Here is a 23,743-nt window from a genome sequence, read left to right as displayed (position 1 = left end):
TTTATTGTTAGTTCCACAAGGAATATAGTTTTTTGTAAAAACACCGTAAAAGTCACTTTAGGATTATTGTAACAAACGTATATTCACAATTTATTTCTTATTGCACAGTAAATATACCTTCCAACAAACAATCATCCAAAGTAATATAGATAGTATACTCTCCTTTATCGCAAGATGACATATCAATCATGACAAAGTTAGTGTTGTGATAAGTTTTGGAATGCACAATTTCACCAGTAGCTTTATTCGTCACAGTAATGGTAGCATAATCTTTCGTTCTATCGAAACTTACATTAAGAATATTAGAAAAAATGGTACATTTCTCATAAGTAGGTTGAATGGGTATTCCCATAGGATTGGGACGGCCTTCTTTTAGTAAATGAATATTAGAACTTGCCCATCCTCCAATCGCAAATAAACTACAGAGTAGTAATAATAATTTCATTCTCATAACACTTGTTTTTAATTGGTTATAGCACAAATGTAAGAAAGAAGATTTAAATAAATTCAAATGCCTAGTCACAATAAAGTTACAAGTAAATATAGACCAGAATCGCAAAGTTGCAAAAGAGTTACAGAAAAGTCACAGGAATGTCATAAGTCAGATAAAGCTCTATGGAACAAGACATTGACGCATAGTCATCCATCCAAAAAAATCTTCACCTAATTTAATTTTCATACGACTTTTCCGACTTTTAAATGCTCCTTCAGAAGTACGTGTACATAATAAAATTGTTTCTTTAGAACAACCTAGCAGAAAAAATACACAATGAAGCATATCCTCTTTTGTTAAATCTCTATATTGAATTTTCAAATTCAACATAATATCGCCAAAAGTCTCATAAATACTTTCACATATCATTTGTCCTTCTTGAATACTTAAAGAAACGTCACCCCCCATCCTCTTCTCTAAGAAAAGAAGTTTTTCATAAGCTTCTGTCCTACGAAACAATTGAAGACAAAGTTTTAAACTGGGCTCCAGCACTTCTATAAAATCATATTTACTATTATCCTGATCCTCAAGATCACCGGATAGGATATCCGTACGACTTTTCATTAACTGATTTTGCAACTCAAGATACTTCTTTTTTCGACGTTTATCAATTAAAAGATAAATTGTTCCCCAAATGATAAAAAACACTAATAACAATAGAACCTCTATTTTATATCTTCCTCCGAGTTTCTGTTGATAAAGTTCGATTTCACATTTATCAACCAAATGAGCTGTTTCTACCGCCTTTGTCGTATCGTAGATCGAATCAAGATAATAGATAAAAGAATCTGCAGCCTCTATAGCAGCAGGATAATTTTTCTCCTCCTTCTCCAATTTATATAATTCTCCATAACTTCCTCCACGATTAAATATATAAGGAGAAGATTTACTTAAATTCAAATAATGCCGTGCAGAGTCCATTTGATGGATATTACGTAAGATACATCCTTTTCGAAGATATTCAGAAAACAAATTAGTGCCTATTGGAGCAGAAGATATAGATGCAGAAAGATATTGATTAGCCTTTTGAAATTCCCCCTTTTCATTATGCAAAATCCCCAGCTCACTCAATATCATTGATTTATAATAATCTTCCCCTATATTTTCAGCAATATCCAATGCCTCTTGATAATAGACCAAAGCACTATCCAGTTGATGTTGAAGCATAAAAACATACCCTATTCCTCTGACAACATAAAATAAGCCATCATCTTTCTTTTGCTTAATATAAATTTCATGCGCTTTATGATGCGCACGCATAGCATCCTCATAAAGATTCTGCTCCTCATAGCATCCCGCCAAATTCTCATAAATTGCCCCCAAATAAAGATGTTCACTCTCTTTAGGAATAACCTTCAGTGCTTGCAAAAAATCTTTCACTGCTAAATCCATACACCGCATATCCCGATACACGCAGCCCCGATAATAATAAGCCTGCATTTTTCGCTCATCATTCCAACTTCTTTTATAATAATCTACTGCATACCGAATTAACGAATCACTTGATTCATGAATATACATCTTAGTTCTTGCGCGAGTTAAAAATATTGCATAATCAGCCCTATTAGAACCAGACAATTTTTCCACATGTGGAATCGATTCAAGAATAGCCAAAGCACTGTCAGGAAACTCTTGCATCAGCGAATCGGCACGATGTAAAAGAGACGTTTTATCACTATCTCGATGGCAGGCAAAGAGAAATATGAAAAAGAATAATCCTGTTATTGAATATTTATGTAATTTCATTATTTCTTTCGTTTTACAAATGTACATAAAGAAAAGCAAACAAGCAACAAAAAGACAAATAAAAATAATCTACACCTACTCTGACAATGTTAAAATTGAGCTTTCTATGTCTTTCCAAAATCTTTTTTGCATTTCATTTGTTCACTTTGTTACTTTCGCCGGAAGACGGCAGAATAAACTTCAACCTAAATAATAACGAATGGAAAAATTTAATGCAATGAGGACTAGACTTTTACAAGATCTTCAAAAGAAAACCATCTGGTTTAAGAGCATAGTGGCGCTCACTTGCTTGTTGCTGACCTCCGCATCTGCCTTTGCACAGACAAAGACTGTGACTGGTACGGTAACAGATGCCACCAATGAACCGCTGATCGGTGCATCGGTGCTCGTACAAGGAACTTCCACCGGAACCATCACCGATATGGACGGTAAGTATTCAATCTCCGTCACACCGGAAGACGTACTGGTATTCTCTTATGTAGGAATGAACGCACAAAGCGTCAAAGTCGGAACGCAGAATGTGATCAACGTCACGCTGAAAGAAGACTCGCAGATGCTAGCCGAAACAGTAGTTATCGGATACGGTAGTGCCAAGAAAAGAGATTTGACAGGTTCTATCACTAACATCAAAGGAGAGGAAATAGCCAATAAACCTGCGACGAATCCATTATCTTCCCTACAGGGTAAAGTGGCAGGTGTACAAATCGTAAACTCCGGACATGCCGGTGCCGACCCCGAAATCCGTATCCGTGGTACAAACTCCATCAACGGATACAAACCGTTGTATGTTGTAGACGGATTATTCAATGACAACATCAACTTCCTCAATCCGGAAGATATCGAGTCTATGGAAATCCTGAAAGACCCGTCATCACTTGCCATCTTCGGTGTGCGCGGTGCGAATGGTGTCATTATCATCACCACCAAGAAAGCCAAAGAAGGACAGACTCTGGTAAACATCAATACCTCCTTCGGTTTCAAGAAAGTAGTAGATAAAGTGGACATGGTTAACGGTCCGCAATTCAGGGAACTGTACAGCGAACAGCTCGCCAATCAAAAAGACGATCCGTTCGACTTTAGCGGCTGGAATGCAAATACCAACTGGCAGGATGAGATTTTTCAGACTGCCTTCATCACCAACAACAATATCAGCATTACCGGAGCTTCTCCGAAGCACAGCTTCTATCTGGGTGTAGGTTACTCTCACGAACAAGGAAACATCAAGCATGAGAAGTTCAGCAAAGTGACCATCAATGCAAGTAATGACTACAAAATCACGGACTTTCTGAAAGTCGGCTTCCAATTCAATGGGGCACGTACGCTACCTGCTGATTCCAAGCAGGTATTGGGGGCTCTCCGTGCCACTCCTATCGCACCGGTATACAATAAGGAATACGGCTTATACAGCGTTCTGCCCGAATTTCAGAAAGCACAGATCAACAATCCGATGGTAGACGTCGAGCTGAAAGCCAATACGACCAAAGCCGAAAACTACCGGGCATCGGGTAATATCTATGGTGAAGTGGACTTTCTGAAACATTTCACTTTCAAAGCGATGTTCTCTATGGACTATGCTTCCAACAACGGACGTACTTATCTGCCTATCATGAAAGTGTACGACGATACAGCTGCAGGAGATGTCGTGACACTGGGAACCGGCAAAACGGAAGTCAGCCAGTTCAAGGAAAATGAAACGAAAGTACAGAGTGACTATCTGCTGACCTATACCAACAGCTTTGACAATGGCAATCACAACCTGACTGCTACAGCCGGTTTCACCACTTATTACAATTCGCTGAGCAGACTGGACGGAGCACGCAAACAAGGTGTCGGTCTGGTTATTCCTGACGATCCGGACAAATGGTTTGTCAGTATCGGTGATGCCGCAACAGCTACCAACGGAAGTACCCAATGGGAGCGGAGTACGGTATCCATGCTGGCACGTGTGATCTACAACTATAAAGGGAAATACCTGTTCAACGGTTCGTTCCGCCGGGACGGTTCTTCCGCCTTCTCCTACACAGGCAATGAGTGGCAGAACTTCTTCTCATTAGGTGGTGGCTGGCTGATGACCGAAGAAGAGTTTATGAAAGATATCAAATGGCTCGACATGTTGAAACTCAAGGCATCTTACGGTACGTTAGGTAACCAGAATCTGGACAAAGCCTACCCCGCCGAACCTCTATTGACAAATGCTTACTCAGCAGTTTTCGGCAAGCCATCCATTATTTACCCCGGATACCAGCTCGCCTATCTGCCTAACCCTAATCTGCGTTGGGAAAAAGTAGAAGCCTGGGAAGCTGGTTTCGAAACGAACGTGCTGCGCAACCGCCTGCATTTTGAAGGAGTATATTATAAGAAAAGGACAAAAGACCTGCTAGCCGAAGTGCCCGGTATCTCCGGAACAGTGCCCGGCATCGGCAACTTGGGAGAAATCCAGAACATGGGTGTTGAAATGGCAGCCAGCTGGCGTGACCAGATCGGTGACTGGGGATACTCTGTCAGTGCCAACCTGACCACTATCAAGAATAAGGTGAAGAGCCTCGTTCAGGATGGATACTCCATCATTGCCGGAGATAAACAGCAGAGTTACACCATGGCAGGCTACCCTATCGGATACTTCTATGGTTACAAAGTAGCAGGCGTCTACCAGTCGCAAGCCGACATCGATGCATCGCCCGAAAACACCCTTGCCACAGTCACTCCCGGTGACCTGAAGTTCGCCGACGTGAACAGAGACGGCAAGATTACCCCGGAAGACCGTACAATGATAGGTAACCCGACACCGGATTTCACCTATGGCCTTTCGCTCGGACTAACGTATAAGAACTGGTCACTGGGTATCGACATGATGGGACAGCATGGTAACGAGATTTTCCGTACCTGGGACAATTACAACTTTGCACAGTTCAACTATCTGGCACAACGCATGGACCGCTGGCACGGAGAAGGCACTTCCAACAGCCAGCCATTGCTGAACTCCAAACATTCCATCAACACGTTAAATTCGGATTATTACATCGAAGACGGAAGTTTCTTCCGCATCCGTAACGTGCAGCTTGCCTACTCATTCGACAAGTCTTTGCTTGCCAAGATACGCCTGCAGGCACTGAAAGTCTATGTCAACATACAAAACCTGAAGACATGGAAGCATAACACCGGCTACACCCCGGAACTGGGTGGCAGCGCTACCGCCTTCGGAGTAGACAATGGCAGTTACCCCGTACCCGCCGTCTACACCTTCGGTATCAACCTAACTTTTTGATCTTTAAAACAATAATGGTATGAAACTAAATAAATATCTTTTTTCCACTTTCATTGCCGCTTCTGCCTTGCTAATAAGCAGTTGCAGCGACTTTCTGGACCGGAGTCCGCAGGGACAATTTACCGAAGACGACAATCCCAACGCATTGGTCAACGGTAAAATCTATAATGTCTATACCATGATGCGTAACTTCAACATCACTGCCGGCACCCCCGCCCTTGCCATCCATTGTCTGCGTTCCGAAGATTCCGAAAAGGGAAGTATTCCGAGCGACGGATCGGACGTAGCCGAAATGTACGATGACTTTCTGTACACTCCAACCAACGGTCTGTTAGGGGCTTACTGGGGACAGAATTACGCCGTCATCTACCAATGTAATGATATCCTCGACGCCATTGCCGAGAAAGAAACTGCCGGACAAACGGAAGCCGAAGACATCATCAACAAAGGAGAGGCTTCTTTCTTCCGTGCTTACTGTTACTTCAATCTGGTGAGAGCCTTTGGCGAAGTACCTCTGGTGACTTACAAGATCAACGACGCTTCGGAAGCCAACATTCCGAAAACGACTGCTGATAAAATCTACGAGCAGATTGATACCGACCTGAAAACAGCGGAAGAGTCATTGCCCGAAACATGGAGTACCGAATATACCGGACGACTGACCTGGGGGGCCGCCCGTTCACTTCATGCCCGTACCTATATGATGCGCAACGACTGGAACAATATGTACACAGCTTCTACCGACGTTATCAATAAAGGTTTATATAATCTGAAAACACCCTATAATGAAATATTTACCGATGACGGTGAGAATAGCGGAGGTTCCATATTCGAACTGCAATGTACAGCCACAGCCGCTCTCCCGCAAAGTGAAGTGATCGGCAGTCAGTTCTGCGAAGTGCAAGGCATACGCGGAGCCGGTCAGTGGGACTTAGGATGGGGATGGCACATGGCCACCCAGTTTATGGCAGACGCCTACGAAGCAGGAGACCCTCGTAAGAACGCTACGCTGCTCTACTTCCGTAAATCGGACGATGAGCCTATTACTCCGGAAAACACCAACGAGCCTTATGGTGAGTCACCCGTTTCTCCGGCTATGGGAGCTTACTTCAACAAGAAAGCCTATACGGACCCTGCCCTGCGTAAAGAATACACCAACAAAGGTTTCTGGGTAAATATCCGTCTGATCCGGTATTCGGACGTAGTATTGATGGCTGCCGAAGCTGCCAACGAAAAGAATATCCCCGGAGAAGCAATAGATTATCTGGAAATGGTACGCGCACGTGCCAGAGGCAGCAATACGAATATATTGCCGAAAGTAACAACCACCGATCAGGGAGAATTGCGGGAAGCCATCCGCCACGAACGCCGCGTGGAACTCGGACTTGAGTTCGACCGTTTCTATGACCTTGTACGTTGGGGAATCGCTGCGGATGTATTGCACGCCGCCGGAAAAGTAAACTATCAGGCCAAGAATGCCTTATTGCCTTTGCCTCAATCAGAGATTGACAAGTCAAAGGGAGTGCTGGTACAGAATCCGGATTATTAATATAATATGAAATAATAAATTTAGGCACGGATTACACGGATTTCACGGCTTTAAGAGATTAGACAGGCTATTGAAAACCGTGTTAATCCGTGTAATCCGTGCCTAAAAATTAAACTGATAGAACGATATGATAAATAAGAAAATATTTTTTTCATTTCTACTGCTCACTGCCGGCTTCCTGAGTGCGGCAGCGCAGAAATCGCCGCAGGACATGGACCGTTTCATCGACGCACTGATGAAGAAGATGACTGTGGAAGAAAAGATAGGGCAACTGAACCTCCCCGTCGCAGGAGAGATCACTACAGGACAAGCCAAAAGCAGTGACATCGCCGCCAAAATAAAACGGGGCGAAGTGGGCGGCCTGTTCAATCTGAAAGGAGTAGAGAAAATACGTGATGTACAGAAACAGGCAGTAGAACAATCCCGTCTGGGTATCCCCTTGCTGTTTGGTATGGATGTCATCCACGGATACGAAACAATGTTCCCCATTCCGTTAGGACTGTCCTGTACCTGGGATATGACCGCCATTGAAGAATCGGCACGCATTGCAGCCATAGAGGCCAGTGCCGACGGTATCTCATGGACATTCAGCCCGATGGTGGACATCTCACGCGACCCACGTTGGGGACGTGTTTCCGAAGGCAGCGGTGAAGACCCGTTTCTCGGAGCAATGATTGCCGAAGCAATGATACTCGGTTATCAGGGAAAGAATATGCAGCGGAATGACGAAATCATGGCCTGCGTAAAGCACTTTGCACTGTATGGCGCAGGGGAAGGCGGACGCGACTACAACACGGTAGACATGAGCCGCCAGCGGATGTTCAATGAATACATGCTACCCTACGAAGCTGCTGTTGAAGCCGGTGTAGGAAGTGTGATGGCATCGTTCAACGAAGTAGACGGTGTGCCTGCTACCGCCAACAAGTGGCTGATGACAGACGTACTGCGTGGTCAGTGGGGCTTCAACGGATTTGTAGTAACCGACTACACCGGAATCTCTGAAATGATCGACCACGGTATAGGCGACCTGCAAACAGTTTCCGCACGTGCCATCAATGCCGGAGTAGACATGGATATGGTAAGCGAGGGCTTTGTCGGCACACTCAAAAAGTCTGTTCAGGAAGGCAAGGTTTCTATGGCAACACTGAATACCGCCTGCCGCCGTATTCTGGAAGCTAAATACAAACTGGGATTATTTGACAACCCCTACAAATATTGCGACCCGAAACGTCCTGCACGTGACATCTTTACGAAAGCGCATCGCGACGCTGCCCGCAGAATTGCCGCAGAAAGTTTTGTGCTTTTAAAGAACGACGACGTGACACTCATTCCGGGAACTCCTGCGGAACCTCTTCTTCCCTTCAATCCGAAAGGTAACATCGCCGTGATAGGCCCGCTCGCCGACAGCCGGACAAACATGCCCGGTACATGGAGCGTAGCTGCCGTACTCGACCGGTGTCCGTCGTTGGTAGAAGGACTGAAAGAAATGACTACCGGAAAAGCCAATATTCTTTATGCCAAAGGCAGCAATCTGATCAGTGACGCATCCTACGAAGAACGTGCCACCATGTTCGGACGTTCGCTGAACCGTGATAACCGGACAGACCAGCAACTGCTGGATGAAGCATTGACAGTAGCCAACCAGTCGGATATCATCATCGCCGCCCTCGGAGAGTCATCCGAAATGAGCGGAGAAAGCAGCAGCCGTACCGACCTGAACATTCCGGATGTACAGCAAAACCTGTTGAAGGAATTGCTGAAAACCGGGAAACCCGTTGTATTGGTATTATTTACAGGCCGTCCGCTGACACTGACTTGGGAGCAGGAGCATGTACCTGCCATTCTGAATGTATGGTTCGGAGGCAGCGAAGCTGCTTATGCCATTGGCGACGCGCTCTTCGGATATGTCAATCCGGGTGGAAAACTGACCATGAGCTTCCCGAAGAATGTCGGTCAGATTCCGTTGTATTATGCGCATAAGAATACAGGACGTCCGCTGGCACAAGGCAAATGGTTCGAAAAGTTCCGCAGCAATTATCTGGATGTAGACAACGAACCGCTTTATCCATTCGGATACGGACTTTCTTACACGACCTTCTCCTACGGGGATATCGACCTGAGCCGCTCTACCATCGATATGACGGGAGAGCTGACGGCAGCAGTAATGGTGACCAATACCGGGACATGGCCGGGATCAGAAGTAGTACAACTCTACATTCGGGATCTCGTCGGCAGTACCACCCGTCCGGTGAAAGAACTGAAAGGCTTTCAGAAGATATTCCTCGAACCGGGACAGTCAGAGATTGTACGGTTCAAGATTGCACCGGAAATGCTGAGGTATTACAACTACGACCTGCAACTGGTAGCAGAACCGGGTGAGTTTGAAGTAATGATCGGAACAAACAGCCGGGACGTGAAATCCGCACGATTCACGCTAAAATAAAAATCGTACAATAGGCACGGATTACACGGATTCACACGGCCTTTAACTGCGCAATCTCTTAAAACCGTGAAATCCGTGTAATCCGTGCCTAAATCTTATTCTCTCATTTAAATCCACAATCAATGAAAAAGCTATCTCTCTATATTGCGCTTTTCTGCCTCATAATGACGGCAGGAGCGTGTAAGAACAAGACTGGCGGACAAACCACCGCCAGTTCCGAACTTTCGGATGACGCCCTGATGGACACCGTTCAGCGTCGCACCTTTCTCTACTTTTGGGAGGGTGCCGAACCCAACAGCGGGCTTGCACCCGAACGGTATCATGTAGACGGGGTATATCCGCAAAATGACGCCAATGTAGTTACTTCGGGCGGCAGTGGTTTCGGTATTATGGCTATTCTTGCCGGAATAGACCGTGGCTACGTCACCCGCGAAGAAGGTCTGGCACGAATGGAACGTATCGTTTCCTTCCTCGAAAAAGCAGACCGCTTTCACGGAGCATATCCGCACTGGTGGTATGGCGATACGGGAAAGGTGAAACCTTTCGGTCAGAAAGATAATGGAGGTGACCTGGTAGAAACCGCTTTCCTGATGCAAGGTCTGCTTGCCGTACACCAGTATTATATCAATGGCAACAAGAAAGAAAAAGCTCTGGCCCAACGTATCGACCAAATTTGGCGGGACGTCGACTGGAACTGGTATCGTAAGGGAGGACAAAACGTGTTATATTGGCACTGGAGCCCCACATACGGTTGGGAAATGGATTTCCCGATACATGGCTATAACGAATGTATGATTATGTATATCCTCGCCGCAGCCTCTCCTACCCACGGAGTTCCGGCAGCCGTCTATCACGATGGCTGGGCGCAGAATGGGGCTATCGTCTCTCCGCATAAAGTGGAAGGTATCGAGTTGCATCTTCGCTACCAGGGTACAGAAGCCGGCCCGCTTTTCTGGGCACAGTATTCTTTCCTGGGGCTCGATCCGGTAGGATTAAAAGATGAATATTGTCCGAGCTACTTCCACGAGATGAGGAACCTGACACTCGTGAATCGTGCTTACTGCATCCGTAATCCCAAGCATTACAAAGGTTTCGGACCGGACTGCTGGGGATTGACAGCCAGCTACTCCGTTGACGGCTATGCCGCTCACTCACCGAACGAACAGGATGACAAAGGGGTGATCTCCCCTACCGCCGCCCTTTCGTCCATCGTCTATACTCCGGAATACTCGATGCAAGTGATGCGCTACCTATACAACATGGGTGATAAAGTCTTCGGTCCTTTCGGATTCTACGATGCTTTCAGCGAAACGGACAACTGGTATCCACAACGTTATCTTGCCATTGACCAAGGGCCTATCGCAGTCATGATTGAAAATTACCGCACAGGGCTGCTATGGAAACTCTTTATGAGCCATCCCGACGTACAGGCAGGACTTACCAAGCTAGGTTTTAATACCAACAAGCAGGATGTAAGGCAGAAATAAAGAAACCAACCATCATCTAATTTTCAAGAGTTGCCTCAAAGCATCTCAACTCCCCGCTCTCAAGGAGGATGTGTCTAAATCTGACACATCCTCCTTGTCTATAAACACGTCCCTTTCTAAGAACTTAGAAAGTACTGCTTTCCAAATTATTAGCATATTTTTTGCTCATGTTCTATTTTTTAGCGAATATTGCAGAAAAGTTCAAGACTTTAATACTGCTGACAAATAATTATGAGGTTATCACTTTTCTTGTGTCTATTCGTATATTTCTCTTTTTCTGTACGCGTCTGTGCAGCAAAAGACGAACTGCCTCCCTGGGTATTCGAAAATCAGGAAGGTCTTTATTTGGGAGTATCCGAAGTCATGGATGATGCCGGTCTGGCCTTGCTACAAGCCCAGACACGTGCCGTACTGAACTTTTGTCTGACCCAAGGTTTACCTTTCAAAACCATTACTACTTCAGAAATAGATGTAGAAGGAAAAAAAGAATCCACCCGACGTCTGGAAGCAGCACGACTGGAATTGTCAGGTTTTGAATGCGCACTAGAGAAATTATACGCACACCCATCCGGAGAATACTTTGTACTATGTCGGGTAAAACAAGGTAAATCCAATAATAAAATCATTTTCAGCAGGGACGTCAGCAAGAAAAACCATTCCTCCGGGATTGATTCCTGTCTGGTAAGCAGCCTCATCGCAACTACGTTGGGACACCATTCCTACAGTGAATCTGTCGTTTACAACAAGAATAACGGTAAAGAAGAGATCACAGTAAAAGTAGGGGAAAACGTATTACCCGGCAAAACCAGTTATCGCTATGCAGAATACACTCCACAAGCGAACAAAGAGAAAATGGGCCTGAAGTTTTCTTATGATTTGCAGCATTCCTTTGGACGGGCGTGGATAGGAGCCCTCACGCAAATCCCACTTTGCAATAAAGTAGTATCTGTCGCAAGCGTGATATCAAGTTCTACAAAATCGAATGAAAAAGAAGAGATTGAATCGATATTCAATAGTATTTCAAAACTTAGTGGAACATCGGAAGGAGTTCCTTTTCCTTTATATTGCACAGGTATTACAAAAGGACAGTTAATCATAGAAGCCGGAATTTATGGTACAGTCAAAGAAAATATTGCAGAACAAATTTGTTCCACTGGTATGGGAGAATCTAAAGACGGTATCGCAGCTTGTTCCGACGCATTGGTTACTGTTTTGATAGAAACTGCTTCGATGATTCAGGCAGAAGTAAGTTCAACTATCAAATCCTATGTCCCCAATGATGCCTCGCCCGATGGCAATAAATCAATGCACGCCCTTATCGACGCTTTCACTTCTAAGACAGATCTCTCACTGAAGACTTTCCGAATTGGATGGCAACAATTACCTGAAGGTATTGTCTGTATCTGCACCTGTCCGACACCTAAAACTGGAGCAAAGAAGGAGGTACTGCCATGAAACATAAGTTCTGGAGTTTTCGCTTCTGGCTACACCGAAGCCACCTCTACATTACATTAGGGATTTTCCTTTTCTCATTTTTGGTGATCTATATTCCGCTGAACACCTCTTTCTTCGACCCGGTAACCCGTGCATTCGAAGATTTCCGCCTGTCCGATCTCTTCCTCCGCCTGTCAGACAGGAATTCAATGCCGGAAAGCAATGAGATCTTTGTGGTAGACGTAACCTCCATCCGCAACCGCAAAGCCATAGCAGAGACAATTGCCGAAGTAGCTGCTACTTCTCCTAAAGTGATCGCACTGGATATCATGTTTCCGGACGATGACCGTTCTGAAGACAATCTAATCCTGATGCAGACACTCGATACCATTCCGGCTACAATTGTAACGGCCTCCGAAGTATCAGACGACAACAACGTGCTCTCTTCCTTCTTCACCCCTGCCCTACCGCAGCTTCGTGAAGGATATACCAATACAACGATGAACAACACATACAGCAAGTGCCTGCGAACCTATACCACCACAATCACCAACGGAGACGATACGCTTCGTTCGCTCCCCTTACAAATCGCACTTGCTTACCAGCCAAGCCTCCGTTATGAGAAGGATGCTGAGCAACTGATCAATTATTCGGACGTACACATTCGCAAAGTACTCCCCACCGATATTTCCCTTTTCGCCGACCGTTTCAAAGATAAAATAGTAGTGATAGGCATCGCTTCGGGCAAGGAAGATTTGCATCTGACACCTGTAGGAGACCTTAGCGGACCGGAAATTGTGGCACTCTCTGCACATACCCTTATCCACCATCGGGAAATTACTGAGATGCCGGTCTGGCTGGGAGTAGTGTTAGGCTTTCTACTGACCTATTGCTTTGTAGTGACATGCAGTTACCTGCACATCAAATACGAGAAAACAGATAATATCCGTATTACCCTTTCCGCTATTCTGGTAACTATACTATTGGTATTTATCAATCTGATAGTCAATCATTTCTTCCACTACAGCATTAGTCTTATATATGCATTCACCGGCATCGTACTGACAGGTAATGCGCTTTCGTTCTATGTGGGCTGGCTGCTATGGCTGCAAGAGAAAAAGAAGTTGAAACACCCGGAAAAAACACTTTACTTATGAAAAAAACAGTATGCATATTATGGTTACTTTGCACGGTTCTCGCTTCAGCAATAGCGCAACAAACACCAACCACTGCACAGATAATGAGCAAAGCCTCCGAATACTGGGCCAAGCAGGATTATACACAGGCTGCCAGTTGGTATCGCAAGGCTGCCGAGAGAGGAGATGCCACAGCGCAGAACTGTTTAGGTAACTGTTATTTTTCGGGAAAAGGTGTGGATCAGAGCGATATGTACGCCCTGGCATGGTATCAGAGGGCCGCAGCACAGGACAATCCGGATGGAATGGTGAATTTAGGATATTGTTACTATATAGGCAAAGGCATTGCCCAAGACTATGATACAGCGATGTCGTGGCTGCAAAAAGCCAAAGTTCTTTATACCCGTGCCCGGAAAAAAGGCGCAGATGTACAAAAAGAACTGGACAGAATCAATGCTATGTCGAAAAAGCCGACCTTTGCTCAAAACGAAAGTCCGATACCGGCTTCTTTCGTTACCGGTGAAGCCCCTGTCACACCGGCCTCACCGGTCGTGAAAATTATTCCGCCGGAAGGTTTCCCTTATTTCAGTGAAACTCAACTGGAAATCCGTTACAGCGTAGATACTCCGCCGGACAATCCGGTAAAAGAAGTAAAGGTCACAGTCAACGGTGAGATACAGCCGACAGCGCGTGTCGTAAAAAAGGGACGAAGCGTGACGGTGACTCTGCCCAAAGACGATAGCAGCATATCCATCTCCGCCCGTAATAATACGGGATGGAGTGAAACGGAATTCCTCCGGCTCAAATGGGACAAATCGAAAGAAAACCTGATACGGCCTAATCTTTACGTGCTGGCTATCGGAATCAATGATTACGATCAGATTCACCCTCCGTTGAAAATGGCGGTGAAAGACATGAATGACTTCGTTCGGGTGGTGGAGAAGAAAAAGCATGCGCCTTACGAAAACATTTATGTGACCAAGCTCTCAGACAAGGAAGCTACCCGCCAGAAGATTGAAGACGAATTGTGTCAGTTGGCGGCAAGGGCAGAAAGTACCGACTTTACTTTCATCTTCTTCGCCGGACACGGACTAAAAGATAACAAAGACCGATTCTATCTGGCACCGGTCGATGCGAATATAGAAATGATCCGCAGTTCCTGCATCGATGCCGACAGATTCTCGGGCTATCTGGACGATATACGTGGCAAGGTAGTTGTATTTGCCGATGCCTGCTATTCCGGGGCACTGTTACAGGGACGCCGGAGTGTGTCTTCGCTGGATATGCAGAAGGTTGTTTCGGAGATGAACCGTGCCAAACCGGGAAGATATATTTATGCATCGAGCGAGGATGATACCGTTTCCAACGAGTTGCCGGAGTGGAAAAACGGTGCTTTCACCAAAGCATTGATCGAAGCATTCGAAGGGAAAGCAAAGGCAGAAGGACAAAAGGCACTGACCACCGTCGAGCTCATGAATTTCCTGCGCAAGCGAATGAAGGAAATTATTAAAGGCGACAATAACCGGAAACAGATCCCCGGATTTGACGGCTGGAATGAGGAATTCCCATTATTTACTTATTAACAGGCATCCAATGAAAACAATCCTGACAGCAGTTTTTCTTCTGATCGCTATCCTTTCTCCGGCCACAGCGCAACAGGGAGGAGATTCGTACATTGTCTACTCCGTTGCGGGCAGTGTAAAATCGGCAGGACACCCCATACAGCCCAAACAGAAATTGTTTCCGCTGCAAACAATAACGATAGGCAAAGAAAGCCAGTTAACTCTTCTGAATGAGGATGCCAAATTGCTGTATAGCCTGAACCGTACCGGTACATGGACGGTCAAGGAATATATTCACGACATGAAACCTTCTGTACTTCGCCTGTCTGCCAACTATCTCCGATATATCAAGGACCAGCTTTTCAGCAATACCGACGACACAGCGCCAAACCGGAAACTGGGCAAAGTGACCACCACAGGATACAGAGGAGAAGAAGAAAACCAACAGTTTATCCAGGCAATGTGCGCTTGCCTGCAAGTATCGGGCAACGAAACCCTGCAAGAAGTCTTTGTACAGAAAGATCCTTCACAGAAAAGTAATTATCTGCTGACTTTCGAACTGGTTTCACATCAGGACGGCTCGGTTCTGAAACCGGACGGTTCCAACCTGAAGAATCCTTATTACGTACGGGCCACCAATCATTCCCTTGTCACGCTGTTCGTCAATGTGCTGAATATAGACAGTTCCCTGAATACTTATCTGGTACTCCAGCCGGACAAGCAAGGTCATTTTGCCAACTACCTGCTTCCTGCCGAAAGCACGGTTTCATTCCCGCAACAAACCATTGAGTTCAGCAGGATGTCAACTGAGAATTTCGTATTAATGGCAGCTCCTTTCCCTGTCGATTTCTCTTTATTGGAGTCGCCTATACACCGCCAGTCAGAAGAAAGCAAATCAAAAATGAAGATCGGGCTCAGCCGGCTGACGTTTCACTTACACTAATATTTTGTTCTCTTTAAAGTAATGAAACAGACATCAAATAATAAAGCCGGATTTCCCCGGCTTATCTTATGAATTGAAGGTGAGGGTGGTCTACTGACCACCTCCGCCACCGGTACTTCCACCTTCTCCGCCGCCTTTCACGTCATCGTTATTGATGCTTCGGGCTGCTTTCTTCACACTGGCTTTCAGTTCGCCAATCCGGTAGCTGATACTAAATCCAAAGCTACGGCTCGGCCATTTACTGCTACTCTTCGACAGGAAGTTTACGCCCTCCGTATGATTGTTATAGCTTCTGTACTTCTCAAATATATTATTGCAGTACAAGTTCAGGCTCAAACGTTCTTCTTTCATGAAAGAACGGCTGATCCCCAAACCATAATAATAATAACCGGAACCTTTTCCCTGCAGGTTAATGTACGGAGTACTACCGCCACCATTCAGACTTAACCGTATCTTCAATGGAAGAGTGTGCTGGACACCGCCATAGAAAGAACCGTTCCATCCATAATTATGCAATCCCTGCGCCTCACTTTTCAGGTCGCTATAACTTCCGCGTCCGTTGACGTACAAGCGTGTTTTAGGCGATGCGTTCCAGTTAAGGTAAAAGCTTAATCCCGTATTCCGGCTCTTTCCTATATTGGCATACGTACTGTACAAAGCTCCTTCCGGTGCCACATGTTCCGGATTATCGTCAAACATCTCTCCTCCCGGTTCGGTAATCAACCGGCTTATATTCTCTATGCTGTTATTATTGAACGAATGCCGTAACGACAGATTGACATTGAACTTCGCCCCAAAATTACTATAAGACAAGTCAAACGAATGACTTTTCTCACTCTTCAAGTCCGAATTTCCCTGAGTGATAAACATCGGATTCTGATTATTAAAATAAGGATTCAGATTCCAGATGCCCGGACGCCAGATACGCATATTATAACCCGCCCGTATATTTTGAGTCTTGCCCAGTTTCATACCCAGTGAAACAGAAGGTACGAGGTCACTAAAGTTCGTATGGAAATTCTCACCCGGACCAACAATATACTTCACGCGCTGTATGGTTTGCTCATACCGCATACCCGGTTTGAAAGTGAAATCTTTGTATTTCAGTGTATATCCGAGATAAGCCGCCAAAATATGATTCAAATGGCGATAGTCGCTACTGCGGTCTTCATTGTATAAATAATCCTCGCTTCCTCCGGACGCTTCATAAAGTTTATTGTCGCTGGTATTGCGGCGGAAAATATATTTCGCACCCACCTCGATAGTATGTAACTTACCAATCGGCGTGGTATAGTCCACCTGAAACGTTTGTTCCATTGTATTGGTCTTTCCGTCCGAATGATAATTTCTCAACAGCAGCCGCTTGACGAGTTCCTCCATCTCATCTTCGGGATAAATATCCTTATAGGTATTATAAGAATTGCTTGTCTGAGGTTGTGTATTAATCTTATAAGAGAAAGTGATCATCCGCTGCTTGTTCTTTCTGGAGGTACGCTGATAGTCTATGTTTCCATTAATGGAGTACCAGGAACCTTTTCCATGATTGTCCATCCGATAGCTGTAGGCTATATCCTCATGGTTAGCGCCGTACATGTTGGTAAAGCCATCACCATAATTCTTACTGTTGCTGCCATACATTCCCAAAGCTACCGTCAGCAGTCTTAGTGTATCGATTTCATAACTGGCTTCCAGATTTCCATACTGGAAGTTGCCTTTCGACTTGGAACTGCTATTTGATTCAAGATACTTTTCCGTTTCCGACTCGTAATTTTCGCGATAGCTATCCGAATAGCCGCGCGGCCTGTCATTGTAGTTATAGTTATAATTGGCAGAGACGGTCATTTTACCCTGCTTGACCATTGCATAGCCACCGGCACCGGCGCCATAATTGCTGGCATTCGCCCGGAAGGTTGCTGTGTATCCTTCGAATCCACCGCCTACTGTCACGATATTCAGAATACCTCCCACTCCTTCGGCGTCATACTTGGCACCCGGCGAAGTTATCACCTCAATATATTTAATGGAATTGGCAGGCATGCTTTTCAGCACTTCTTTCGGATTGTTGCTCATCATGTTATTGGGCTTTCCATTGACGTGCACCTTAAAGCTGCTGCTACCGTTCACCTGTATATTATCTTCTCCGTCCACCGTCACCAAAGGCACTTTCCGAAGCATCTCCAGTATGCTGTTCGACTTCGAATCGGGATCGTCTTCAATGTTATACTCTATCTTGTCTACATCTACCTTAACCAAAGGTTTTTGCGCCACAACTTCCACTCCCTTCAGTTCATTGGTAGCCTCAGCCGAAAGCATCGTTCCCAGATCAATGACTTTAACCGACGGCTTCAACGTAAACTCTCGGGTGATAACTGCCTTACCGATGGAAGAAATAGTAATCACATAATCTCCTGCCGCTGCATTCAGTTTCTCCTGAAACTTACCGCTGGCACCGGTCACCGCCATCTTGATAGCTTTGTCCGGAGCACCCTTTTTAGTAATCTTAATGGTTGCGTAAGGTTCTCCTTCCTGAGTCAGTGAATCTAAAAGTACACCTTTAATGGTATACGAGGGAGTCGCAGAGTTTTGTGCCCACCCTGTCATCACTGCGGTGAACACGAATAGTAATAGTAGCAATAGTCTGTGTTTCATGCCCCAAATGTTTTAGTTTTTAGTTTATTAGACGAAGATTCCTTCAATTCTTCACAAAATCGGGGGTAAAAGTAGATGGTTTCTTTATCGTTACGAAACTTTCGGAGTTAAGAATAGTAAAAGAAGAGATAAAAAAGATTATACGAAACCTTCAAAACCTTAATAACAACGGCATAATAGAATAATAGTTTTCTCTATAGAAAATAACGTCTGCGCATTCATAAATTAATTCGTCCGCCTATAGGCATCTTTCCGTCCGCCTATAGCCGGACGAAAGGTTGCCTATAGGCAAACGTAACTTTGCCTATAGGCGGACGAATTAATTTATTCACTAAAGGAGATTAAGTTGTGCACTAAAAGATATTATATTTAGAATCCCATATTTTATTTCCTAAAATACAGGAAACAAACGAATTAATATTTCCTTAAAAATAGGACATGTTATAGACGTCAATACATCTCTTTACAGTCATAACACAAAGAAAAGTACCGTGTGCTGTACCATGATCATTGCCAAAGAGAACCTACGTAACTTCTTACGCTGGCACGAACCCCTTCCCATCAAAGACAGATGTTTTTACACGTCACACTATAAGTTTTCAAATAGGTGGATATCCTTCACCTTTTCTTCGAAACCTTTTATCCATAAGCGATAACGGGTGAAGCACATCGCCCTTCACCGATCCTTCATCCAATTTTCATATTGGACCATAAAGAAATCGTTCACTTTGCTATAAGCTAATTTGTTTTTGCTATAATGATATTCGTATTAGCTATAACCTAATCGAAAGATGCTAATAGATTATTTTTTTCTTCCCAATGTTTATTTCAAATCATTGAATAGTTTATTTCAAACATTTACAATGTTTTCTCCACTCACTAGGTGAATAGCCGCCCCTTCACCCGAGACCACTGATGGATAAGAGGTTGGGAGGAAAAAGTGAAGGTGAAAGCGATGCTCGTAACATCTGACGTACGGTTATCTAAAGCTATGCTTTAGCAACCATAAAGCATAGCTTTTGAAGATACAAAGCATTGCTTTACGAAAGAGATAAATGCGCTATGAATAATGGTAGACAACATCTTGAAAACATTATTCAACCAAACACAAAAAAGCCATTCTAAATATCGGACTTCTTTTATTTATTTCCGTTTTTCCATATTATTCCCCAAAAACATATATCTTTGTCATACACTTTCTGCACATCAGCGAGATGTAATAAGCGGGTAGTGCTTTTTATTACTTTATTGGAGTAAATAACGTATTGTCTCTCAGCCTTGAAACTTAGCAATTTCTGCCTACAGAGAGATGATACAACAGATACTCCACGTGGATAGCTGTATATCAACATATCAGTTACAGATGTGTTATATATAAACGATTGGCGTGGATGTCTGTTGTTATCATTATCTTTTAGGCGGGTAGCTAAGACCTCAAGGCTAGATAATGGTTCAACAGCATCCATGCCTCTTTTGTACCCGGTCGGTTCCCTTCATAATCCCCATACCCCACAACCCTCCGACTGGAAAGCAAAATGCAGGGATGCTTGTTGCACCACACTTACCAAGACTTATTCACTCTTTTTTGTTAAACACATAAACAAAGAAACACTATGCCGAAATGGATTAGCATAGACGAAGCCGTACACAAATACGAAGTCAAGGAGGAAGACGTCTGTTTGTGGGCAGAAACGGAAGCAATTACCGCATCTTTCACTGAGACTACTCTTATCATTGACGAAGAGAGCCTTCAGAAATTCCTGTGCTGGCACGAAGCTCTTCCTACCAAAAAATACATTCAGACGTTGGAGCAACTCTGTATGAATCAAGCAGAAATATGCAAACTATCTCTTGAAGTCATCGAATTGCAAAAACGAGACCTTCAGCATCAGCAAAGAACAATCGCACTACTCGAAAAACGGCAAGCGATGGCAACCGAACAAAACAGGTTAAACCAGCAGGTGATCACGATGGTGTCTGATACGCTAAGCAAAAATGAGGATGGGTGGATGGAGAGGTTATGGAGAAGAATTAGAGTTACCGAGCCGGCACAGAACATTCTAAAATCAAAGCATAAAAAGAAGAGATAAATAGTTTATACAATGAGATTTCATAATCAAGATAAAAGCAAGAAGACGATTTCATCTCCAATACTGTATTTCAGTATTCCAATATTAAAATAATTTTATACGACTAAGATTCTATCTATCAAATCACAAATGATATTCATTCAAAAGAAATTCCATTTAATGCTCCGTAAACACGCAATTACCAACCAACCCAAGCCCAATAAAGACGTAATGCAAATCTTTCAAAAAAGTAATAAACTTCTCTAAATTCTTTCACAATGTTATATATCGAAGATAAAAAGAATCAATCTATTCGTCAATGTAAGAAATCACCTCATAACCGATTCCTAAGTCACTAAAATTTAACACAGTTGTAATACGAAAAAGACGTTAGAAACTTTGCATGTTTCATAGAAAAAAATAACTTTGCTAAACTATTATTATCGAGAGAGAATAAAAAGATAAATGATTCACAAAAATTTTATTAATTAATTAACAAAGCAACAAAATGAGAAATTTGAACTTTCTGAAGTTATTCTACGGGCTTATGCTTGTAATGGTTAGCACAGCTTTCGTAAGTTGCGTTGACGACAATGATGATACCGAGGCTCCATACCTCGAAGTTTCGCCTACAACCTTGATTTTCGGCTTAGACGGTCAACCAGCCAGCGGAAGCCAAGCTTCTTTTGACATTTCAACTAACCGTAGTTGGAAAGCTACAGTAAAGGATGATAAATCATGGGTTACTCTATCAAAATATGAAGGTGAAGGTTCTGCTACTATCCAAGTTAGCATTCCGGAAAATATCAATGACGAAGCCAGCGTTGTTATCGAAATTTCTAACAAGGTGGGTGTGTTGATGTCAGAGACTGTTAAGATTACAAGCGGAAGTGTAGAGCCTACAGAAGTAATTTACAACGAAACGGTTGGGGATAAGACTGTATCAAGCCCCTACCCATATGTAGATTCATATGATGGATGGAATAAGAGCGGAATTGGTTCTGCAAATGTCACTTATTCTGGAGCAAGTGCATCAGTTCGTGCTAGTGGATTAGCTAATTCAGGCGCTTATGAAGGTGCATCGGGACCTAACGTGGTGTTCTTCGGAAGTCTTCCTGCATATTTCCAAATTAATAAAATAGCTCTCACAGGTGCACAAACTAATCTGAAGCTTACGTTTGGTGCTAGCTACTCTATAAAAGTTGGAGATGATTATGATAATACATTTGATATATCTAAGTTAACTGTATCATTAAGTGCTGACGGTACAAACTGGGTTCCTCTTACATATACTAAAAACAATGGAGATTCAGAAAAACCATATTGGGTATTAGCAACAGCTAACTTCACTCTTAAAAAAGCGGTATCTGAGCTATACATCAAATACACTGCTTTAGCAGCTTCTTCTATCCGTCTTGATGATATAACACTTGCTACAGGTGCTGGTGGAACAGAAATAGATTTAGGAAATGGCGGTGGTGACCCGAGCGAAGCAACAGCAATAACTATTCCAGAGCTAATAAGCAAGATGACAACTGAACAAACGATACTTGACAATAACGCAGATCGCTATCTTACAGCAATTGTTCAGAGTGATGTTGAAGGCGGGAATTATACGAATAACAACCTTGTTGTTGCAACTGAAAATGCTACAACAGCAGGTAATGGTATAATGCTTTATGGAAGTCAAGTTGATCCAAAGGAACTAGGCCTCAAGAAAGGAGATAAAATCAAAGTTACATTACACAAAGGGAAAGCACAGATAGTTAACTATCAGGGAGTTTATGAAGTTACAGGAGCAAAGACTGAAGAATGGGCTACTGTTGAGAAAGAAGGAACTGCAACTATTACCCCTATTGAGATAACTCCTAATGATTTGATCAACTATCAAAGCATGACGGTCAAAATAAAGAAAGCAACTCCACAAGCTGCTGGAATATGGGGCGTCAATAGCCCATATACATTTACATCTGGGGGACAAGAGTTTGCTGTTTTCTGTAAATCAGATGCAGCCGCCTTTATGGATCAACCATTTGCAGCCGTAGAAAGCGATATCACTGGTATAGTAACGGTTTATAAAGAGGTACCACAACTTGCTCCACGCAATATGGAAGATGTTGCAGGTTTTGCTTCGACTACTCCAACAATCACATCTGCTACCCCAACATCCTTAAGTTTCCCTGCAACCGGAGGCAGTAAAGACATCGAAATAGGTGTTGTAAATATGGGAAGTAACACACTATCTCATGGTGGATTAAGCGGTATTCTATCTGCGACCATAAATGGTACTAAAGTAACTGTAAATGCAGAAGCTAACACTACAACAAAGGAGATTGAACAAACTTTGAAAGTATCTTTGACCAATGGAAACAGCATCGACATTCCAATAACAGTTGCTGCACCATCAACAGGCGGAGGTTATTCTTTAATCTCAACATTAGAAGAATTAACTGCTGGCAAATATTTTATGGCAGGTTATGTTGAATTAAATAATGATAAAGTAGACTTAACTCCATATAATTATCAATTATGGACAGGTGAAGTTTCATATACAGGTAGTGGACAAAGCTCTAACAGTGATTTAGTAACAGTTTCATATCAATTCAAAGATAATGAAATAACTCCTCAAGAAGCATCAAAAACAGGAACAGAAATGGAGCTTGTAGCAGTTACAGGTAAGCCCAACACCTATTATATAAAAGTAGGAGACAAATATTTATACAACTCTGTTGCTACTACCAATCGCCGTCTTTATTTAAAAGATACAGCAGAAGATGCAGAATGGGTATTCATGGATAAAAGTAATGGTACAGGAGTTACTGCTTCCAATAATAACACATACCTAATTACAGCAAGCGCAACATATAATTATATTCGTTCTTATAAAACAGAAACCCAAACAAAAACAGGTATTTTCTTCTTTAAAAAGAACTAATAAAAAGAAATCTATAATTATATTATCTTTTA

At 43.5% G+C, this 23,743-nt stretch carries 13 protein-coding genes; 10 read left to right on the top strand and 3 right to left on the bottom strand.

Annotated features, from left to right (window positions below; translation table 11 throughout):
- Positions 1-97: 97 nt before the first annotated feature.
- A complete protein-coding gene (locus K6V30_RS06350) occupies positions 98-451 on the bottom strand; it encodes a DUF3244 domain-containing protein (protein WP_055269065.1) in 354 nt (117 codons plus the stop codon).
- Between the two features lie 162 nt (positions 452-613).
- Positions 614-2,239 carry a tetratricopeptide repeat protein gene (locus K6V30_RS06345; protein ID WP_055269064.1) on the bottom strand — a complete coding sequence of 542 codons (1,626 nt, stop codon included), beginning with the start codon at positions 2,237-2,239 and terminating at the stop codon, positions 614-616.
- 199 nt (positions 2,240-2,438) lie between these two features.
- On the opposite strand from K6V30_RS06345, the gene K6V30_RS06340 reads away from it, so the two are divergent.
- The 8 genes from K6V30_RS06340 to K6V30_RS06305 all read left to right on the top strand — a co-directional run bounded on the left by K6V30_RS06340 (position 2,439) and on the right by K6V30_RS06305 (position 16,058).
- A complete protein-coding gene (locus tag K6V30_RS06340) occupies positions 2,439-5,504 on the top strand; it encodes a SusC/RagA family TonB-linked outer membrane protein (RefSeq protein WP_081030778.1) in 3,066 nt (1,021 codons plus the stop codon).
- A gap of 19 nt (positions 5,505-5,523) precedes the next feature.
- A complete protein-coding gene (locus K6V30_RS06335; RefSeq protein ID WP_010536279.1) occupies positions 5,524-7,053 on the top strand; it encodes a RagB/SusD family nutrient uptake outer membrane protein in 1,530 nt (509 codons plus the stop codon).
- 127 nt (positions 7,054-7,180) lie between these two features.
- Positions 7,181-9,496, top strand: coding sequence for a beta-glucosidase BglX (gene bglX / locus K6V30_RS06330; RefSeq protein ID WP_022302186.1), 2,316 nt, complete (start codon positions 7,181-7,183; stop codon positions 9,494-9,496).
- 164 nt (positions 9,497-9,660) lie between these two features.
- Positions 9,661-10,983: a glucoamylase family protein gene (locus tag K6V30_RS06325; RefSeq protein ID WP_371441496.1), complete on the top strand. Its 1,323-nt coding sequence runs from the start codon at positions 9,661-9,663 to the stop codon at positions 10,981-10,983.
- A gap of 231 nt (positions 10,984-11,214) precedes the next feature.
- Positions 11,215-12,438, top strand: coding sequence for a hypothetical protein (locus tag K6V30_RS06320; protein WP_055269060.1), 1,224 nt, complete (start codon positions 11,215-11,217; stop codon positions 12,436-12,438).
- The gene (locus K6V30_RS06315; protein ID WP_022302184.1) at positions 12,435-13,574 is read left to right on the top strand and encodes a CHASE2 domain-containing protein; all 1,140 of its coding nucleotides are present in this window, start codon (positions 12,435-12,437) and stop codon (positions 13,572-13,574) included. Before K6V30_RS06320 ends, K6V30_RS06315 begins: the two co-directional genes overlap by 4 nt.
- A complete protein-coding gene (locus K6V30_RS06310; protein WP_010536275.1) occupies positions 13,571-15,136 on the top strand; it encodes a caspase family protein in 1,566 nt (521 codons plus the stop codon). The genes K6V30_RS06315 and K6V30_RS06310 overlap by 4 nt, the downstream gene beginning before the upstream one ends.
- A 10-nt stretch (positions 15,137-15,146) precedes the next feature.
- A complete protein-coding gene (locus K6V30_RS06305; RefSeq protein ID WP_055269059.1) occupies positions 15,147-16,058 on the top strand; it encodes a hypothetical protein in 912 nt (303 codons plus the stop codon).
- Between the two features lie 90 nt (positions 16,059-16,148).
- On the opposite strand, the gene K6V30_RS06300 is transcribed toward K6V30_RS06305, so the two are convergent.
- Complete coding sequence (locus K6V30_RS06300) at positions 16,149-18,707, bottom strand: TonB-dependent receptor (protein WP_055269058.1); 2,559 nt, start codon at positions 18,705-18,707, stop codon at positions 16,149-16,151.
- 1,613 nt (positions 18,708-20,320) lie between these two features.
- Here K6V30_RS06300 and K6V30_RS06295 point away from each other — a divergent pair.
- Both K6V30_RS06295 and K6V30_RS06290 read left to right on the top strand, forming a co-directional pair.
- Positions 20,321-20,797 carry a hypothetical protein gene (locus K6V30_RS06295; protein WP_055269056.1) on the top strand — a complete coding sequence of 159 codons (477 nt, stop codon included), beginning with the start codon at positions 20,321-20,323 and terminating at the stop codon, positions 20,795-20,797.
- Between the two features lie 487 nt (positions 20,798-21,284).
- Positions 21,285-23,711 (top strand): DUF5689 domain-containing protein, encoded by a 2,427-nt coding sequence (locus K6V30_RS06290; protein WP_224207266.1) that lies wholly within the window; start codon positions 21,285-21,287, stop codon positions 23,709-23,711.
- Positions 23,712-23,743: the final 32 nt, after the last annotated feature.

The sequence above is a fragment of the Bacteroides faecis genome, assembly GCF_020091505.1.
In the GTDB taxonomy this organism is placed as follows: Bacteria; Bacteroidota; Bacteroidia; order Bacteroidales; family Bacteroidaceae; genus Bacteroides; species Bacteroides faecis.
This window is presented reverse-complemented; position numbering and strand designations above follow the sequence as displayed.

Excerpts from the sequence above, each read along its gene's own strand:
- K6V30_RS06315 (WP_022302184.1), top strand. The coding sequence starts at position 12,435 with ATGAAACATAAGTTCTGGAGTTTTCGCTTCTGGCTACACCGAAGCCAC.
- K6V30_RS06340 (WP_081030778.1), top strand. The coding sequence starts at position 2,439 with ATGGAAAAATTTAATGCAATGAGGACTAGACTTTTACAAGATCTTCAA.
- K6V30_RS06310 (WP_010536275.1), top strand. The coding sequence starts at position 13,571 with ATGAAAAAAACAGTATGCATATTATGGTTACTTTGCACGGTTCTCGCT.
- K6V30_RS06350 (WP_055269065.1), bottom strand. The coding sequence starts at position 451 with ATGAGAATGAAATTATTATTACTACTCTGTAGTTTATTTGCGATTGGA.
- K6V30_RS06320 (WP_055269060.1), top strand. The coding sequence starts at position 11,215 with ATGAGGTTATCACTTTTCTTGTGTCTATTCGTATATTTCTCTTTTTCT.
- K6V30_RS06335 (WP_010536279.1), top strand. The coding sequence starts at position 5,524 with ATGAAACTAAATAAATATCTTTTTTCCACTTTCATTGCCGCTTCTGCC.
- K6V30_RS06345 (WP_055269064.1), bottom strand. The coding sequence starts at position 2,239 with ATGAAATTACATAAATATTCAATAACAGGATTATTCTTTTTCATATTT.
- K6V30_RS06300 (WP_055269058.1), bottom strand. The coding sequence starts at position 18,707 with ATGAAACACAGACTATTGCTACTATTACTATTCGTGTTCACCGCAGTG.
- K6V30_RS06295 (WP_055269056.1), top strand. The coding sequence starts at position 20,321 with ATGCCGAAATGGATTAGCATAGACGAAGCCGTACACAAATACGAAGTC.
- K6V30_RS06325 (WP_371441496.1), top strand. The coding sequence starts at position 9,661 with ATGACGGCAGGAGCGTGTAAGAACAAGACTGGCGGACAAACCACCGCC.
- K6V30_RS06290 (WP_224207266.1), top strand. The coding sequence starts at position 21,285 with ATGAGAAATTTGAACTTTCTGAAGTTATTCTACGGGCTTATGCTTGTA.
- K6V30_RS06305 (WP_055269059.1), top strand. The coding sequence starts at position 15,147 with ATGAAAACAATCCTGACAGCAGTTTTTCTTCTGATCGCTATCCTTTCT.
- bglX (WP_022302186.1), top strand. The coding sequence starts at position 7,181 with ATGATAAATAAGAAAATATTTTTTTCATTTCTACTGCTCACTGCCGGC.